Annotated in this window: 20 protein-coding genes and 1 tRNA gene; 11 read left to right on the top strand and 10 right to left on the bottom strand. The window is 43.4% G+C overall.

All coding sequences use genetic code 11. The features are described from left to right. Positions 1 to 52: 52 nt before the first annotated feature. The gene (locus tag IE165_RS01195; protein WP_189624766.1) at positions 53 to 850 is read right to left on the bottom strand and encodes a S1/P1 nuclease; all 798 of its coding nucleotides are present in this window, start codon (positions 848 to 850) and stop codon (positions 53 to 55) included. A 59-nt stretch (positions 851 to 909) separates the two neighbouring features. Beyond that, a complete protein-coding gene (locus IE165_RS01200) occupies positions 910 to 1347 on the bottom strand; it encodes a DUF4268 domain-containing protein (protein WP_229826249.1) in 438 nt (145 codons plus the stop codon). A gap of 154 nt (positions 1348 to 1501) precedes the next feature. On the opposite strand from IE165_RS01200, the gene IE165_RS01205 reads away from it, so the two are divergent. After that, positions 1502 to 2038 carry a lipocalin family protein gene (locus tag IE165_RS01205; RefSeq protein WP_229826250.1) on the top strand — a complete coding sequence of 179 codons (537 nt, stop codon included), beginning with the start codon at positions 1502 to 1504 and terminating at the stop codon, positions 2036 to 2038. Positions 2039 to 2094: 56 nt separating this feature from the next. Here the strand turns inward: IE165_RS01205 and IE165_RS01210 are convergent. The 3 genes from IE165_RS01210 to IE165_RS01220 all read right to left on the bottom strand — a co-directional run bounded on the left by IE165_RS01210 (position 2095) and on the right by IE165_RS01220 (position 3328). Continuing rightward, a tRNA-Ala gene (locus IE165_RS01210) sits at positions 2095 to 2168 on the bottom strand. 6 nt (positions 2169 to 2174) lie between these two features. Beyond that, positions 2175 to 2480 carry a hypothetical protein gene (locus IE165_RS01215; protein ID WP_189624768.1) on the bottom strand — a complete coding sequence of 102 codons (306 nt, stop codon included), beginning with the start codon at positions 2478 to 2480 and terminating at the stop codon, positions 2175 to 2177. A 59-nt stretch (positions 2481 to 2539) separates the two neighbouring features. After that, positions 2540 to 3328, bottom strand: coding sequence for a hypothetical protein (locus IE165_RS01220; protein WP_189624769.1), 789 nt, complete (start codon positions 3326 to 3328; stop codon positions 2540 to 2542). 123 nt (positions 3329 to 3451) lie between these two features. Between IE165_RS01220 and IE165_RS01225 the strand changes: the two genes are divergently transcribed. Continuing rightward, positions 3452 to 4867 (top strand): alkaline phosphatase, encoded by a 1416-nt coding sequence (locus tag IE165_RS01225; RefSeq protein ID WP_189624770.1) that lies wholly within the window; start codon positions 3452 to 3454, stop codon positions 4865 to 4867. Between the two features lie 113 nt (positions 4868 to 4980). Here IE165_RS01225 and IE165_RS01230 read toward each other — a convergent pair whose 3' ends face one another. Further along, positions 4981 to 5361, bottom strand: coding sequence for a single-stranded DNA-binding protein (locus IE165_RS01230; protein WP_189624771.1), 381 nt, complete (start codon positions 5359 to 5361; stop codon positions 4981 to 4983). Positions 5362 to 5548: 187 nt separating this feature from the next. Here IE165_RS01230 and IE165_RS01235 point away from each other — a divergent pair, with 187 nt between their 5' ends. After that, positions 5549 to 5926 (top strand): hypothetical protein, encoded by a 378-nt coding sequence (locus tag IE165_RS01235; RefSeq protein ID WP_189624772.1) that lies wholly within the window; start codon positions 5549 to 5551, stop codon positions 5924 to 5926. Between the two features lie 204 nt (positions 5927 to 6130). Further along, positions 6131 to 6763, top strand: coding sequence for an NAD(P)H-dependent oxidoreductase (locus IE165_RS01240; protein ID WP_189624773.1), 633 nt, complete (start codon positions 6131 to 6133; stop codon positions 6761 to 6763). Positions 6764 to 6803: 40 nt separating this feature from the next. On the opposite strand, the gene IE165_RS01245 is transcribed toward IE165_RS01240, so the two are convergent. Next, positions 6804 to 8717 carry an ABC-F family ATP-binding cassette domain-containing protein gene (locus IE165_RS01245; protein ID WP_189624774.1) on the bottom strand — a complete coding sequence of 638 codons (1914 nt, stop codon included), beginning with the start codon at positions 8715 to 8717 and terminating at the stop codon, positions 6804 to 6806. Between the two features lie 50 nt (positions 8718 to 8767). Between IE165_RS01245 and IE165_RS01250 the strand changes: the two genes are divergently transcribed. Then, entirely contained in the window at positions 8768 to 9793 is a 1026-nt protein-coding gene (locus IE165_RS01250; RefSeq protein WP_189624775.1) for a quinone-dependent dihydroorotate dehydrogenase, read from the top strand. Between the two features lie 112 nt (positions 9794 to 9905). Here IE165_RS01250 and lysS read toward each other — a convergent pair whose 3' ends face one another. Further along, entirely contained in the window at positions 9906 to 11624 is a 1719-nt protein-coding gene (gene lysS, locus IE165_RS01255; RefSeq protein ID WP_189624776.1) for a lysine--tRNA ligase, read from the bottom strand. 319 nt (positions 11625 to 11943) lie between these two features. Between lysS and IE165_RS01260 the strand changes: the two genes are divergently transcribed. From IE165_RS01260 to IE165_RS01285, 6 genes are all read left to right on the top strand, one after another. Beyond that, positions 11944 to 12192 (top strand): type B 50S ribosomal protein L31, encoded by a 249-nt coding sequence (locus IE165_RS01260; RefSeq protein ID WP_189624777.1) that lies wholly within the window; start codon positions 11944 to 11946, stop codon positions 12190 to 12192. A gap of 77 nt (positions 12193 to 12269) precedes the next feature. Next, positions 12270 to 13454 (top strand): putative sugar nucleotidyl transferase, encoded by a 1185-nt coding sequence (locus IE165_RS01265; RefSeq protein WP_189624778.1) that lies wholly within the window; start codon positions 12270 to 12272, stop codon positions 13452 to 13454. A 22-nt stretch (positions 13455 to 13476) separates the two neighbouring features. Beyond that, positions 13477 to 14244 carry a triose-phosphate isomerase gene (gene tpiA / locus IE165_RS01270; RefSeq protein WP_189624779.1) on the top strand — a complete coding sequence of 256 codons (768 nt, stop codon included), beginning with the start codon at positions 13477 to 13479 and terminating at the stop codon, positions 14242 to 14244. Positions 14245 to 14246: 2 nt separating this feature from the next. Further along, on the top strand, positions 14247 to 15089 hold the full coding sequence (gene prmA, locus IE165_RS01275; protein WP_189624780.1) for a 50S ribosomal protein L11 methyltransferase: 843 nt from the start codon (positions 14247 to 14249) through the stop codon (positions 15087 to 15089). Continuing rightward, complete coding sequence (locus IE165_RS01280) at positions 15089 to 16459, top strand: Mur ligase family protein (protein ID WP_189624781.1); 1371 nt, start codon at positions 15089 to 15091, stop codon at positions 16457 to 16459. Before prmA ends, IE165_RS01280 begins: the two co-directional genes overlap by 1 nt. 69 nt (positions 16460 to 16528) lie before the next feature. Continuing rightward, the gene (locus tag IE165_RS01285; protein ID WP_189624782.1) at positions 16529 to 16858 is read left to right on the top strand and encodes a helix-turn-helix domain-containing protein; all 330 of its coding nucleotides are present in this window, start codon (positions 16529 to 16531) and stop codon (positions 16856 to 16858) included. 103 nt (positions 16859 to 16961) lie between these two features. Here IE165_RS01285 and IE165_RS01290 read toward each other — a convergent pair whose 3' ends face one another. Beyond that, the gene (locus IE165_RS01290) at positions 16962 to 17123 is read right to left on the bottom strand and encodes a hypothetical protein (RefSeq protein ID WP_189624783.1); all 162 of its coding nucleotides are present in this window, start codon (positions 17121 to 17123) and stop codon (positions 16962 to 16964) included. 130 nt (positions 17124 to 17253) lie between these two features. Beyond that, positions 17254 to 17814, bottom strand: a complete 561-nt coding sequence (gene scpB, locus IE165_RS01295; RefSeq protein WP_189624784.1) for an SMC-Scp complex subunit ScpB — start codon at positions 17812 to 17814, stop codon at positions 17254 to 17256. Positions 17815 to 17826: the final 12 nt, after the last annotated feature.

Here is a 17826-nt window from a genome sequence, read left to right on the forward strand (position 1 = left end):
AAAACGTCCACGCAAGGTTTTTCTGTGGGCTTTTTTAGTACATGGTATAGCATTAACGACCATATATTTCATTCAGTTCTTTAGCTAAACGTATACCGGCTTTCAAAAGGCAGTCTTCCATAGCATATTTAAAGCGATAGATGTATTCATAACGCAGATTTGCATTCTTTGCTACATCGTCATAGATAATGTTGGCCAGCTTATGCGATTCATACAGCCATTGTTCAAAGCTACTGGAGGTATACTGCTTGTAATATGCGGCGTCATAAATATCCAACATCTGCGCGTATTCGGTATAGCTATATTTTTCATTGTCTACTAGATCGGAGTCCCAAACACGGTGGATACTGGCTTTCCGACCGAAGAACTCCACGTCGATTTTGTTCCCTCCTAGATCTTCCGCGCGGCTGACATGCATGGGCTGATGGGCATCTGCCAATAAGTGGATGAGAAAATAAAGGTTTTGCCGCTGTGTTTTCAGGTCACCACTTTTTTCCCTCGCTTCGCCTTTGATCCGCAGGTAGGACTTGTAAAGATTTTCCGAAGGTGATGCTGTCAGTGCCTCGGCAAACGCTTCGTAGCTTAAGTTACCTTCCGTATTGATGAAATGTGCATTTCCGGTTGCGTTTAAACTTGGGTCGGGATCCGATTTGATAAAATCGGCCCAATTGGACCAATAGGCTAATTTTTGGTTGCCGATAAGCTTTTGGATGTTTTTTTTGGCCTTCTTGTTGAGATGGTTCTCCGCAATTTCTGCGATAACCCGGTGTCCAGTCATACCCCAGGCTGCCACCCATTGGTGTTGTAGAAAAAGAAAACAAATAAAAGTAAGTCTTAAAAAGATTTTCATGCTCATTGATTTTGAAACGTATGGCAAAGTTAAGGAAAGCAGGTCGATACTAAATATAGTCACTTAAAAATTTCAAAACCATATTGCGCTGTAGACCAAAAGCGATGCAGGGCGATAAGCCTCGGCTTGAAAAAAGCAATCAGTATAGGCCAATCTTTTTGCTCAAAAATAGAGGCTACTTCCTTCATCGGTCGGCCAACCCGTGCAACTTCTTTTCCGTACGGATCTAGATAGCAATCTTCCCAGTCCCATTCCTCGCCGAGTTCAGCCTGTAAAATCGTTCTGTAAGCTAATAATTGCTCGTACAGTAACGATCTTATTCCTGCATCGGGATGACTGATTTCTATCCATATATAAGCCTGTTTGTTTTCAACTTCCATACGGAAATGAAGATGTTTGACGCCGGTTTTGTAATTTATCCAATTTATCTTCGTGCCATCTTCACTCGGTACCAATGCCATGAATTGTCCAAAGCTGGTCCAAAATTTTTCTTTCAATTTTTTGGCTTCGTCTCTACTGTACAAAATATAACTATTTCTACTTAAATTTTTATTCCAACGTCCAAATCTCCTGTTGATTGTGGATGGCCTATCTTTCCAAAACTATCAATTTCCAATCAAACTTTTGCATAAGTTCTGCTGTTTAGTAGGTATGATGGATCGTAAAAAGTCATTGTTGTTGTTGACCGCGGTAGCTGCGGGAACGACGTTATATAACCTATTGAAGCCGATAAAATCATCTGTTCCCGTCGTGCAGGGGTTTAAAAAGGATCGCTACCTAGGCGAATGGTATGAGATTGCCCGCTTGGATTTTTTTTGGGAGAAAAACCTGAAAAATGTAACGGCTACCTATTCCTTGCAAGCAGATGGTCGTATTCGAGTGCTCAATCAAGGTTACGATTATGTGAAACAAAAGCACAAAAAAAGTCGCGGTAAGGCAGTTTTTGTACGTAACGAAGATGAGGGGGCACTTAAGGTATCATTCTTCGGTCCGTTTTACGCTGGGTACAATGTGGTTATGCTCGATGAAGACTATCAATATGCCTTGGTATTCGGACAGAATCTAGATTATATGTGGATACTTTCAAGAGAGAAAAATATACCAGAAGAGGTAAAGCAACAGTACTTGGATTATGCTAGCACTTGTGGCTATTCGATAGATAAATTAGTTTGGACGAAGCACGATTAAAGTAAAAAAAATCCGCGCACAAAAAAAGCTTGGTAAACCTACCAAGCTTCTACTCGTGGAGAATATCGGAGTCGAACCGATGACCTTTTGGCTGCCAGCCAAACGCTCTAGCCAGCTGAGCTAATCCCCCGAAAAATCATCCAAATATAGGATTTAAAACCGAATAATCAATTGATGAATCGGAAATTATTAACTGCGCAATTTCATGCAGATCATCAGGCGTTATTCGGTTGCCCAGCCCGGCATTGAAAGATTGACTGAGTATCAGAGCAATGTCTCTTCGGTCGGCATGGGAAATCAAATCGGACCCTTGGTAAAAATTGATGAGCGAAGTGGAAAAAAAAATAAAATTTTCCAATGTGAAGCCCTCGTTTTGTTTGACGGCATAGCGCATATATTTCTCAAAATCGCCAATTGCCATATCTCGTTGCTGCGGTGTCATACTGCAAAAATAACTTTTCTACACCAAAACCAGTGTTGATCCAAAGATTCCGTTTCTCTTTACTGAACCAGTGGCATACTTGTGGTGTCTCGTGCGTCGCTTGTGGTAGACTGTGCTGTACATCCTTTTCCGAAATAAAGCCACAACCCGACCAGAGCAATTAAGATCAGCAACCACCAGATACCTGCTCCGGATCGACTCTTTTTCACGGATTCCTTGGTGTGGATGTGTGGTTCAGCCATTTCGCTGCTGGAAGACGGTGACGTGTGCGTAGGATCAATGATAGCGTCTGCAGCTGTTACAGGCGGAACGCCAGCATGCATGGCGGGGTCGCGATGGGTGTCCGTAACAAGAGGACCAAACTCAGCTGGGATTTTCGAAACGATATCCGGTTCGTTTGCTTGGAGCATATCTTTTACACGGGTTTCGTCCCAATCTTGCCCAAAGCGTGTAAGGACTGAAAATGCAGCTGGAAGGGACGCTGATAGTAAAACATATACCGTGTCAGCGGGAATGTTCAAATAATTGCTGACCGTTTGTTGTACATCGAGTCGGCGATCGCCAATAACATCTTCAAGGAGTTGCTTCGTGGCTTCTGTTTTGCTGCCTGCAAAAGGAGCGAAATCCGCGTCGGGGCTTAAACCATCGTAAGTTGCCTTGGCTTGCATGAGCAGTTTGTGGAGATCCGACAAATCTTTGCGTTGAAGGGCCAATAACGTTACTGGGATGACGACTGCCAGCCCGCGGTCGATACTTTCCGGGCTCTCCTTGGTGATATGTGTCAAGGATGTCAGGGTTGTCTCCTGAAATATTCCTCTTGCCGCGTTTACTAAAGAGTTTTCTATCATGATGAAGGCTGTTGTTACTTTAGCTGAACAATTCGTAGTATCTTTTGTTTTCGCTTTCGAAGCTAAGCTTAATATGCAGTTTACATAAACATGCTATCTTTACCGACTCAAAACAAATCAAAAATGAAGAAGACCATATCACTGTTATCCCTCTTTCTAATCGTTGCGCAAGGACTTTTTGCGCAACAAAAGCCGAAATACATTTTTTTCCTCATCGGTGACGGTATGGGGCTCAACCAAATCAATCTAACGGAAGTGTTTCTGGCCGCTCAGGAAGATCGAAACACGGTATTCCCGCTGGTATTTTCTACCTTCCCTTACGCCTCCTTTGCCACCTCCTATTCACTCTCGCATGGCGTCACGGATTCCGCTGCCGGTGGAACAGCACTAGCCGTGGGCAAGAAAACAAAAAATGGTGTATTGGCCATGGATAGCACCGGGAAAATAGCTTATAAAAGTATTGCTTATGCGGCAAAAGAAGCGGGTTTAAAAGTCGGGATCACAACTTCCGTCAGTATAGATCATGCTACGCCAGCCTCTTTTTACGCAAAGCAGCCTAATCGTGGACGTTACTATGAAATAGGCCTTGACCTCGCGGCTTCGAACTTCGACTTCTTCGCAGGATCAGGATTTTTAAGTCCAGATAAGAATTCGGAAAATAAATCTGTACCGTCATTGTTTCCGAAATTTAAGGAGGCGGGATACACATTAGCCTATGGCTTATCGGAATATAACACCATTAAGGAGAAGTCAGACCGAATTATCTTGATGAATATTAAAGGATCAGACAAGGAGTCGTTAAAATATGCAATCGATCAAGAGCCTAGCGACCTAACACTAGAGCAGATCACAGCATCCGCCATTGAGTCCTTGACAAAGAATAATGAAGATGGTTTTTTTCTGATGGTTGAAGGAGGGAAGATAGATTGGGCATCGCACGCGAATGATGCAACAACAACTATACGCGAAATGCTGGATTTTAATAAAGCGGTAAAACAAGCTTACAAATTCTACAAGCAGCATCCCAATGAGACATTGATTATCGTAACGGCTGACCACGAGACCGGCGGAATCGCGATCGGCAACGGAAGTAGTCGCTTACAGACAAAAATACTTGCCCATCAGCAGGTATCGCAAGGCGAGTTGTCAAGACGTATTGCGAAGCTTCGAGCGGAACGGAAAACGGCGAGCTGGGAGGAGCTCAAAGCGGTGTTGGACGATAACCTAGGACTGTTCAGCAAAGTAAAGGTACAAGAAGAGGACGAGCAATTGTTGCGTGATATTTATCAAAAGAGTTTTGTAGAACACGAAGAAGAGACTTCAAAAAGCCTCTATGCGATAGACGATAAGATCGCAAGCGAAGCTGTTAAAATTTTAAATCGTGCGGGTTCCATCAGCTGGGCATCAGGTAATCACTCGGCCGCTTATATTCCCGTCTTCGCTATCGGCGTAGGGGCAGAGCGGTTCTCACATAAAATGGACAATACCGACATTCCGAAGAAGCTGGCCGATATTGCCGGATTTAAAATCGAGCAATAGATTTTCACCTCGTGCATAATTAAAGCCCGCCTGTCCAAAAAAGCCGGACAGGCGTAGCTTTCCCACGCTATGAAACCTATTCCTCTCCCCCCGGATCTGATGACTATCTCAGCCTATAACCGTTCATCTTCATCAGAAACAACCATAGCTCCCACCTGCTTTTTACTCGTGATAACCATAAATTGTAGCACACGTATTTCGCAGGATTGCCGCTTTATGCCCTGCGAATCAACATAATCTTGATAAACGAAAGATCCCTGCACCAACAACCGGGTGCCCTTTTTGCAACTATTTGATAGTTTCTCAGCATGCTTGCCCCAAAAAACCAAATTGTGCCAATAGGTTGTCTCTTCCCATTCGCCTTTTGCATTTTTAAAGTACTCATTTGTCGCCAAGCGTACATTGGCAACCTTCGTTCCTTGATTCGTCGTCCTTATTTCAGCGTCGGCTCCCAGTCGGCCTAACAGCTGTGCGAAATTTTCCAGCATACTCATTGTTTTTGTTTTTTAATTTTAAAAACCTGTTTTTTGTTGTTAAATTTAAATTCTATCGCTTCTTATTGGTGTTTTAAAGTAACGAACACGATTTGATAACAGTCGGTAGTTAACCAGTTATATACGTTTATAAACGATTATACGCGTTTAAAAACGTCTTTAGTGCTCATTTTTAAAAAATTGGATTATGGAGGAAAGATTTTGCCTACACTGTCGCGGCCGTGTGAGAGGTCGTTCGGATAAGAAATTCTGTAGCGATAGCTGTCGGAATATGCACAACAACCAACTAAACAGCACAGCAAATGCGATCATAAGGAACGTTAACATCACCTTGCTTAAAAATAGACGTTTGCTGGGAATGTTTTTGGGAGATGAAGCACGTTTGGAGATTTCTCGAGAACGTTTGTTGTTGAAAGGTTTTAATTTCGAATACTTTACCAAACGCTTTGTTGACAATAACGGTTACACCTACTTTTTCGTTTATGAGTATGGTTACTTCGCTCTTTCGGCGGAAGAATTTGTTATTATCAAAGACCGGGCGCTAGACGAAAGGGATCTTGATTAAAAGAGACACCCCTTTTCGTTTTCTTCCGGTAGTCGGTATTGATCGCAATCTTTTAATGTCAGTTCGGTGTCCTTTTGTGCTACCGTAAATGTTTTGTATTGCGAGCTAGGTAGTTTGTCTCGATATTTGTTGTTACAACAGTTGATCTGTTCCTTTATACAAAATAGGAGCGGAGATTTACATAGATACAAAAACAACAAAGTAATGACATTGATTGATCATTTAAATTGGAGGCATGCAACGAAGGCCTACGATCCCAACAAAAAGGTGAGCAAAGAGCATATCGACAAGATTGTCGAGGCTGCACGCTTGGCGCCGACATCTTCCGGACTGCAACCGTTTCGGATAGCAGTGATCTCGGATCAGGCAGTTAAAGATCAACTTGCGGAAGGGGCTTTTAATCCAGAGTGTATGCGAGAATGTTCACACGTGCTGGTATTTGCCGCGTGGGATGAGTACACCCCACAGCGAATTGACAGCATATACAATAAGACGACGGATGAAAGAGACATGCCTCGCGGACGCTTTGATCGCTATACCGATATGATTAAAGGGATGTACGCATCGCAAACAAAGGAAGATCATTTTATCCACGCCTCGAAGCAAGCTTATATTGCCTTTGGATTTGCACTGGCACAGGCTGCTGAACTTCGTGTTGACTCTACGCCTGCTGAGGGCTTTGACAACGCTATGGTGGATCGGATACTTGATTTGCCGGGCAAAGGCCTGCGCAGTGTGCTGGTTTTATATGTAGGCTATAGGGATGCAGCACGCGATTGGTTGGCACCGATGAAAAAAGTAAGAAACGATACGGCAGCGTTTGTCTTGAACTATTAGGGAAAACGACTGATAACAAAGGAGCAACGCTCCTTTGTTATCAGTCGTCAAGTGCCATAATCTCTTCTGCCAACTGCTCCCAATCCAATTGCATTTTTTCGAAACTTGCTTTATACGAATTGTATGCACGGGTTGCCTCTTGCAGTTTAGTTGCATCTGAATAGGTGTCCTCTTTCGCTAAATGAAGTTCCAATGCTTTCAGCTCCCGTTCGCCTTCTGCAATTTTTTGCTCCAGCAGCGCTAATTCTTTGTTTTTTCGGCTAAGCAGCCGGGTATGATCTTCATTCGGCGCGGCTTTTTCTTTTTTCGGCTCTTCCTTGGCGATCTTTTTCTCCGCTTTTGGTGCTGAATTTACCGGACGCTTGGCATTCCACGTTTCGTATTCCTCATAGGTACCCGGATACTCTTTAATCTTTTTGTCTTCTATAAACCAAATTTTGTTGGCCACGTGGTCTAAAAAATAGCGGTCGTGCGACACCACAATCAACGTGCCTTCATATTGCTGTAGCGCTTGTATAAGGATGTTTACCGAAGCCATATCCAAATGGTTGGTAGGTTCATCCAACACCAAGAAGTTGGCATCTGCAGTTAAGGCTTTAGCCAATGCTACCCTGGACTTTTCTCCTCCAGAGAGCACTTTAATCTTTTTGAATACATCGTCTCCTGTAAAAAGAAAGCAACCCAGGATCGAGCGAAGTTCTGTTTCCGTATGTTTGGGAGCAAAGGTGACCAACTCCTGCAAGAGATTATTTTCGAGGTGCAAAGCTTCCAGCTGATGCTGTGCAAAAAACGTTTGCGATACATTGTGGCCTTTGGTGCTGCTGCCGCTGAATTCCTGGTCTGCATCGGCCACGATACGCAAGAGGGTAGACTTTCCCTTGCCATTTGCACCAATCAATGCAATTTTATCGCCCTTCTCGATAATGGCGCCCGTATCTTGGAGGATTTCCAAGTTAGGGTACGATTTCGATACATGCTCCAGCGTAACAACATGCCTGCCAGAAGGCTTGGAAAATTTGAAACTGAAATTTACCGCAGGGTTATCATCGTCGACATCATCGATTTTTTCCATACGGTCCAAAGCTTTGATCCGAGACTGCACCATCTTGGCTTTGCTGGCTTTTGCACGAAACCGCTCAATGAGCTTCTCCTCTTGCTTGATCTTTGCTTGCTGGTTTTTAAACTGGTTGCTTTGGATCTCCTCACGAAGCGATTTTTCCTCCATGTAGAAGGTATAGTTTCCTGCGTAAACCGTTAGCTTTCCTTTACGGGATTCCACCGTCTTATTGATGATACGGTCTAGAAAGTACCTGTCGTGCGATACAATAACAATAGCTCCTTCAAATGCCTGCAGGTAGTTTTCCAGCCATTTGATAGAAGGTAGATCCAAATGGTTTGTGGGCTCGTCGAGCAACAAGATATCAGGTGTTTGCAGGAGAATGCGTGCCAGCATCACGCGCATACGCCATCCCCCTGAGAAGGTTGCCAACGGGCGCTGCTGCTCTTCTTCTGAAAAACCCAAGCCCGCAAGGATTTCATGGGCGCGGAATTCAATGTTATAGCCATCAAGGGCGTCGAATTCCATTTGCTTATCGCTTAACTTATTCAGAATGTCATCAGAATAATCAGTCTCTAGCTTTTGTAAGAGTAGCTCAATTTCCGCGTGCAACTGATTTTGACGTTCAAATGCTTCCATGGCCACGTGAAGGATACTTTTTTCGGAATGGTAAGATAGGAGATCTTGATTTAGATAGCCTATTTTCAAATCTTTGGCCATGGAAATGCTGCCAGCTGTGGGCGAGTAGTCGCCTACTATTAATTTCAACAAGGTTGATTTCCCGGCACCGTTGGCACCGATAAGTCCAGCTTTGTCTCCGGGTTTTATATGCCAATTGGCCTCTTCATATAGAGCGCGAGATCCAATTTCGAAAGTTAAATTGTTAATTGATATCATTTGCTACAAAAGTAATGAATATTTCTGCTTGTTTGGCTACCTTTGTATATATGTATAAACTCGTCAAACCTTTGTTCTTCTCCATGAATCCCGAGCTGGCTCACCATCAAGTGACCGGCGGATTACGCAAGTTCACGAAAGTATGGGGCGCGAAATCGCTGCTAAAATCCATATACACCTTGGAGGACAAGCGTTTGGAAAGAGAGGTGTTTGGCCTGAAATTTAAGAATCCTGTGGGGCTGGCGGCAGGATTTGATAAAAATGCGGAATATATTGAGGAGATGGCCGGATTGGGTTTTGGCTTTATCGAGATCGGTACCGTGACCCCGCGGCCACAACCTGGCAATGATAAGCCGCGTATGTTTCGTTTAGTAGCCGATGAAGCCTTGATCAATCGTATGGGCTTCAACAATCAAGGAGCGGATGTTGCTGCCGGTCGCCTGCAAAAAATAACAGACAGAAAAGGTTTGATCATCGGTGGTAACATTGGTAAAAATAAGCTGACACCGAACGAAGATGCTGTACATGACTATGTCTATTGCTTTCATGCTTTGTTCAGTTATGTGGATTATTTTGTCGTCAATGTGAGTTCCCCCAACACGCCGGGTTTGCGGGATTTGCAGGAGAAAGAACCTCTGAAACACATTTTAAATACGCTGCAGGAGCTCAATATGAAAAAGCCGGCGCCGAAACCGATCCTGCTCAAGATTGCGCCTGATTTAACTAAATCACAATTGGACGATATTGTAGAGATCGTCACGGAAACCAAAATTGCTGGCGTGATAGCAACCAATACGACGATTGCTAGGGAAGGCTTGCAAAGCCCAGCTAACGTAGTGAATGAGATGGGTGGAGTTAGTGGTCGACCGTTGACAAAGCGATCAACGGAAGTGATCCGATATTTAGCGGAAAAATCAAATCATACATTCCCTATTATCGGTGTGGGTGGAATACATTCTGCGGAAGATGCGATCGAAAAATTGGAAGCGGGTGCCAGCCTCGTTCAGTTATATACAGGTTTTGTGTATGAAGGACCTGCATTGGTTCGCAATATCTGTAAAGGACTGCTACGCTAAAGTAGTCGGGTATGGTAGAGATCTTTTGACAGCGCTCAGCGCTGTTTTTTTTAAAAAAAGCGACCAAACTTTCGTTTGATCGCTACTGTTATGGTTTGTTTTAGATAGGTGATTAATCAAACCAAGTGAAGACATCTTCCTTGCTGGGCATGGCGATATCAAGTTTCATTTTTTTGCGCAATCCGCCCAGGTCGTTAAATACCTTGTTTGGATTTGCTTCTTTCAACAATTCGACCGTTGTCAATCCCATTTTTTGCAGTACAGGCACCCATTCAGCTGGTACGCCTTGTGCAGTATAATCTTTCACATCGGCAAGCTGAGCAGCCTTCTCGGGACGCATCTGCGGGAAGAATAACACCTCTTGTATAGATGCGTTGTTTGTCAAAAACATAATCAAGCGATCCATGCCGATACCTAAGCCTGAAGTCGGCGGCATGCCATACTCGAGCGCGCGCAGGAAATCCTGGTCGATGAACATGGCTTCATCATCGCCTTTTTCAGATAAACGCAACTGCTCCTCAAAGCGTTCGCGTTGATCAATAGGGTCGTTTAGCTCGGAGTAGGCATTGGCAATTTCTTTACCGCATACCATGAGTTCGAAGCGTTCAGTCAGTTCCGGATTGTCTCGGTGTTTCTTTGTTAACGGAGACATTTCAATAGGATAATCCGTGATGAATGTTGGCTGGATATAGTTTCCCTCACATTTTTCACCAAAAATTTCGTCGATCAACTTGCCTTTACCCATGGTTTCGTTGACATCGATTCCCATTCCTTTTGCTGCTTCCCGAAGCTCTTCCTCGGTTTTTCCAATGATATCAAAGCCAGTGAAATCCAAAATGGACTGTGCCATTGTGACGCGTTTATAAGGGGCTTTAAAGTCGATATGGTGTTCGCCGAACGTGACTTTGGTAGAACCGTTCACCGCGATAGCACATTTTTCCAGCAACTGTTCCGTGAAATTCATCATCCAGTTGTAGTCTTTATAAGCTACGTAGATTTCCATGGCGGTAAATTCCGGGTTGTGGGTTCTATCCATGCCTTCATTGCGAAAGTTTTTAGAAAACTCATAAACACCTTCGAAGCCGCCTACGATTAACCGTTTCAGGTAGAGTTCATTGGCGATACGCAAATACAAGGGAATGTCCAACGCATTGTGATGCGTCATAAAAGGCCGTGCCGTTGCCCCTCCAGGGATGGATTGCAGGATTGGCGTTTCAACCTCCATATACCCCGCGCTATTGAAAAAATCGCGCATAGCTGTAAATAACTTTGTGCGCTTTATAAAAATATCCCGGTTTTGTGGGTTGACGATCAAATCGACATACCGCATCCGATAGCGTTGCTCCGGATCGGTGAACGCATCAAAGGTTTTGCCCTCGGCTTCTTTCACGATTGGCAAAGGCCGGAGCGACTTGGTCAGGATGGTCAATTTCTCGACATGAATCGATATTTCTCCAGTTTGCGTCGTGAAAACATATCCTTCCACGCCGACAATGTCTCCAATGTCTAAAAGCTTTTTGAATACCGTGTTATAGTATGTTTTATCTTCATCGGGACAAAGATCGTCACGCTTGACATATGCCTGCACTCTGCCTGTTGCATCCTGCAATTCCATGAATGAGGCGCTCCCCATAACCCTGCGGCTCATCATCCGTCCTGCAATGCGGATGCTCTTGTAATTTAATTTGTCGCGTTCGTAATTGGCTAATATGTCGGCGGCCGTTACATTCACTTCGAATTCATCCGCCGGATATGGATTGATACCCAAATCAATAATGGCTTGAAGATTCAGTCTGCGTTGTTGTTCCTGCTCGGATAATACCGTACTCATGTATTAATATTTAAATATGCTAGATAAGAACGCAAAAATAACAAAAAAAGCTAATTGTACAGGTTGGAAAAACTTAAAAAAAGATAGCTTGCCAACTCATTTATACATTTCTGTATTGGGGCGAGCTATCAGGCGATATAAGTATCGAATCGTGTAATCTCATATTGCGAATACACTATTGTTCAAAAAATACGTAATTTGGCCATCCGGCGCGGATGTGTATAAAATGCCCGTTGTGAATAATTATTATTTTGTTTTTTCTGAAAAAATAAATTATCTTTGCACCTCGATTGTTGAATATACGTAATCATAACATAAAATGAAAAAAGATTTGCATCCATCAAACTACAGATTAGTGGTTTTCAAAGATATGTCTAATGACTATGCTTTCATAACTAAATCATGTGTAGACACGAAAGAATCAATTACTTGGGAAGATGGCAATGAATATCCATTGGTAAAATTAGAGATCTCTCATACGTCACACCCATTTTACACAGGTAAGATGAAATTGGTCGATACGGCAGGTCGTATCGATAAGTTCCGTAGCCGCTACAACAAGAAGTAGTTTCGGCACAGGTACCGACAACTTTGTCCCGATAAGTTCGCTTATCGGGATTTTTTTATATAAATTTATCCCCAACTATGTTGGAAGTTGTGTTACATGATTATGCTGCATGGCGAGCGCACTTACTGCCTTTGGTTTATACTCGTCCAGTCAGCGACCTTCGTGTGGGTATGCTCACGATCAGTCAAAAGTGGAAATACGCGCTTTCGGCCTCCATATCGTTTTACACTATACCTTACCTTCAGCAAAAGTTTCCGTCTCCGGCAGCAACATCGATGTATCTCGTCATCAGAGGGAATGTGCTGCCTTCGCCTGCGCTGTCAAAAGCCTTACGTGAATTACCCTTGAGCAGTGTGTTGACCAAGGATGGCCTTTGGATCGCCTACAAAGCAACCGAATGGCGGGAAGAGCCCGACTTCTCAGCATGGCGTGAAATCCCTTATCAATCAGCGGTTCAGCAGGTCGACTTCTTGGAAGATATTTATCGGCTGAACGAGCAGCAGCTTGTGTCGGACTACGATTTACTGACGGCAAATAGGCAGTCTGCTGTCTTGCCCGATTCGAATACGCTGTTTGGAGAGCGTTTATTTATTGGAAGAAACGCGGAGATCAACTGTAGTATATTGAACGCAATGAACGGTCCTATTTATATTGGAGACGGGGCAGTGGTCGAGGAGGGATCGGTTTTACGCGGACCAATAGCGATTTGTGCGGGTGCTCGCGTGAAAATGGGCAGCAGGCTTTATCCCAACGTAACGGTAGGACCTGGCGCGACAATCGCCGGCGAAGTGAACAACAGCGTGCTATGGGGAAATTGCGCCAAGGGACATGAGGGGTATCTGGGTTGTGCTGTGATTGGTGAAGGGTGCAATATCGGCGCAGGAAGCAGCAATTCAAACTTGTTGAATACCTGGGGGACCATAAAGCTATATGATTATGCAACCTCGGAAATGCGCGACACCAACAGGCGGAAGGTGGGGGTCTTCATGGGCGACTATGCCATGTGCGGCATAAATGCTAGCATGACAACCGGGACGGTGATTGGTGTAGGAGCGCAAATCGCAATGTCAAATATTATTCCCAAATTTGTGCCGGACTTTTCTTGGTTTACCGACGCAAAGCAGGAGGTATACCGTGTCGAAAAGTTTTTGGAAATGTTACAGGAACGTGCTGTCGTAAAAAATGAACAATTATCTACGTTAGATACTCAAATTTTAAGACATGTGCACAAGTTGACAGAAGTCCAGCAAAAAAAAAATTAAAAACAGAAAAATAAAAACTATTATGCGTAAAAACATCGTTGCAGGAAACTGGAAAATGAACCTGGATTACGAAAAGGGACTGAGCCTTTTTTCTGAGATTGTAAACATGGTGAAAGACGAAGTTGTTGGCGAGCAGGAAGTGATCGTTTGCAGTCCAGCCATTCATTTATACAGCATCAGCAAATTAGCCGCTCCGGTTGCCCACGTGCATGTAGGCGCCCAAAATATCCATCAGGCTGAATCAGGAGCGTATACAGGTGAGATCTCTGCTCCACAAGTAAAATCTACAGGTGCTTCTTACGTGATTTTGGGACATTCGGAGCGCCGGGCCTATTTTGGAGAGACAGATACCTTATTGGCGGAGAAGGTAGATGCCGCATTAAAACACGGACTATCACCTATTTTCTGCATCGGGGAAACGAAAGAAGAACGCGAGGGTGGTAACTTTTTTGAAGTGATCAAAACGCAGTTGGCAGGTGGCGTTTTCCATTTGTCGGCAGAAGAGTTTACAAAAGTAGTGTTGGCATATGAGCCCGTTTGGGCTATTGGCACGGGCTTAACCGCGTCGCCGGAACAGGCGCAGGAGGTGCATGCCTTCATCCGGTCTGCCGTAGCGGAAAAATATGGTGAAGAGATTGCTGACAATACAACAATTCTTTATGGAGGGAGTGCCAATCCAGGTAATGCTCGTGATCTGTTCTCACAGAAAGATATCGATGGAGGCTTGATTGGTGGGGCTTCATTAAAATCACGCGATTTCCTTGAAATTGTAAAGGTATTCAATAAATAACGATGAAGTATTCATCCGTCATCTTTAGATCGCCTGCTATGGCAGATTGGCAGAAGGATCTGTTGATCGATGCCTTAGGCGGTATTGGTTATGACACGTTCGAAGACTTGGATCACGGATTTGCAGCCTATATACCGGCTGCAAATCTTGACCTTCAAGCATTGGAAACTGTTCTTCTTCATGAAACGGAAGGGTTTGAGGTAGACTACGAGATTCAGGATATTGAAGATCAGAATTGGAACACGTTGTGGGAAAGCAATTTTAAGCCGATCACGGTGGACAACCGCTGTCATATACGGGCGACCTTCCATCAGCCACGACCGGATATGCCCTACGAGATCGTGATTGATCCAAAGATGTCGTTTGGTACTGGACATCACCAAACAACTTCCATGATGCTCTCGTATATTCTTGAAGACGATTTTACCGAGAAGCACGTGCTGGATATGGGCTGTGGGACGGGCATATTAGCAATTTTGGCCAGCAAACGCGGCGCAAATAATGCGCTAGCCGTCGATTACGATGAAATATGTGTGGCGAGTGTTCTTGAAAATACACAGCTGAATGGGGTCGATAACGTAAAGGCTATGCTCGGCTCAAAAGAAGCCCTTCAGGGCAAAACTTTTGATGTCATTTTAGCCAACATCAATAGGAATATTTTGCTGGATCAGCTGCATCAATACAGCGCTAGCATGAAGGACCACGGCGTATTGTACATCAGCGGTTTTTATGCATCGGAAGATTTGCCGATCTTGCGTAAAAAAGCGGAGGAAACCGGGTTTCAATATGTGAGTATGAAAGTGCAGGACAATTGGTGTTCGGCAAAGTTTAATAAAATTAGTTAATGCGTATTCATTTTATAGCCATAGGGGGTGCCGTGATGCATAATTTGGCCATTTCGTTGGCTGAGCAAGGGCATCAGGTGTCGGGCTCCGACGATCAAATTGTCGAACCTTCGAAATCACGTCTGAAAAAGGCGGGCTTGTTGCCCGCTAAGCTCGGCTGGTTTCCGGAGAAGATTACAGATGAGATCGATGCGGTGATCTTGGGGATGCATGCCGAGGTCGATAACGCCGAGCTAATCCGGGCGCAGGAACTCCACATAAAAATCTACTCTTTTCCAGAATTTATATACGAGCAAAGTATCAATAAAACGCGCGTGGTTGTGGCGGGCACTTACGGAAAAACCACGATCATGAGCATGATTATGCATGTGCTCAAGAAACTAGGTAGAGATTTTGATTATTTGGTTGGTGCACAATTGGAGGGTTTTGATTCGCAGGTGAAACTGACAGCACATAACAAAATTATCTTGCTTGAAGGAGATGAATACTATGCTTCGCCGATTGATCATCAATCAAAATTTCATTTGTTTCATCCGAATATTGCTTTGATTAGCGGAGTTGATTGGAACGCGAGCCGGACAGATATCGGCCGCGATGACTACTTTGAGCAATTTGAAAGGTTTATCGATACTATTGTCAAGAAAGGAACACTGATTTATAATAAAGATAATGAATATCTGCGCGAGATCGTGGAGGAGACGTCCGATTGTAAGATCAATAGACATGGCTACAGGCTGCCGGAATATTCGATAAACAAAGGTGTCACCTATCTCCATTTGGGCGATGAGCGCATTCCTTTGCAGGTATTTGGTAAGCTTAATCTGTCGAACATTGCAGGTGCGTATACGGTATGTGAGTGGCTGGGCGTCAAGCGGATGGATTTTTACAACGCCATTCGAGACTTCAAGAGCTCCATTCGCTATTTGGAGTTTGTGGCTAGCGATCATGGACGTGTTGTGTACCAAGACTTTAATTATTCTTCTTACAAGCTGCAGACGAGTATCCATGCTGTTAAAGAGCAATTTCCCGACCAGGGCTTGGTCACGATTATTGAATTGAACCCTTATGAGAGCCTAGACCGTAGTTTCCTCAACCAATACCGGGCATCTATGGACGAGTCTGACTATGCCGTTGTATTCGTTAATAAGGACGCAATCAAGGACAAAAATATATTAATAAGTAATTTGGAAGCCGAAATTACGGAGGTTTTTAATCATAAAAATTTCACTTTTTTAAAAGATGTAATTTCGTTGGAACAATATTTGGAAGGTTTTAAATCACTGGAATTCAACCTTTTATTTATGATTTCTCCAAATCACAATTTCGTGAACGTTGTTGGGTTCGCAGATAAGTTCTTTAAAAATTATTAATTATTTTTTTTCCGCGTTTTTCTTTAGTATTTTTTTTATTACTTTTGGAATAAGAAAAACAATTTACCCATGAACGCATTAGGAAAAAAAATTCGTCTATTGAGACATCAAAAAGGTTGGAGCCAAGAAGACGTTGCAAAACGTTTAGACATTTCTATCCCAGCTTTTTCAAAAATTGAAACAGGTATTACCGATGTTAATCTATCTAGGTTAAATCAAATCTCTAAACTTTTTGGTCTTTCACTAGTTCAGTTGTTGTCAACTACGGATTCTGAAGAAGAAAAGCAGATCCAAGATGAAATCAACGTATTGAACAAAAAGCTTCAATCAAGGGACGGAGAAGTGATAGAACTGCAGAAGAAGGTCATCGACTTATACGAGCAATTGCATAAGAAATAACCTGAATCGATTGGTATCATGTAAAAAGGCAGCGTCTAATAAACGCTGCCTTTTTACATGCTTTTCTGTTTGTCCGGTTGATTTTCAAAATGTTGTGCACTAACTAAAAATCGTCGTCGTCATCATCGAAATCATCAAGATCTCCGATGGAATCGATTTCGTCTAATTCGAAATCATCATCATAGACATCCTCTGCATCATCCTCGGGACCGTTAAAATTGACGAATCCATCAATTAAGACTTCTTGTTCTACCACTTGCATCATAGTCTTTTCGTGTTAAAAATTGATAAATCTTATGTTTGTTACCCAAGGTAAAAATAATCAAGAATATGGTAACTTTAAACTTTTTTTTCTTTTTTATACGTTGTAAAACAATGAGTTAGCATGGTGCTTGCTAGTCGCTTATTTCACCGATACTATTCTCTTCAGACACGATGTCTTTTAGTTGAGGAAGATCCTTGGCACTTTTTACACCGAAATGCTGCATAAACTGATCGCTGGTCGCATATAACAGTGGTTTACCAATACTATCTGACTTTCCGGCGATCTGAACGAGTTTCTTTTCCAATAGGCGTTGTATGGAATAATCGCAGTTCACGCCACGGATTTGTTCGACTTCCAACTTCGTTATGGGTTGCCGGTAAGCGATGATCGCGAGCGTCTCCAATGCAGACTGACTCAGTTTTTTTCTATCTTTATGTGCTTGAAGCTGATTGACGACCTCATGGTAGCGCTCTTTCGTCAGGAATTGATATTGATTGTTGATTTCGCGGAGATGAAAAACCTGTTCTTCGCTTTCGTACTTTTCCGCGATTTTTGCCAGTAGATCGACTACCTCTTGGCGATTGATGTCGATCGCTAGTGCGTCTTCCAAAACCTGCTTGATTTCGCTGGCCCCTATGCCTTCCTCCGCAGCGAAGATTATCGCTTCTATATTTAAAAGGATTTCTTTCATCCTGTCTGGTAT

It is taken from the genome of Sphingobacterium griseoflavum (assembly GCF_014653155.1).
Lineage (GTDB): Bacteria > Bacteroidota > Bacteroidia > Sphingobacteriales > Sphingobacteriaceae > Sphingobacterium > Sphingobacterium griseoflavum.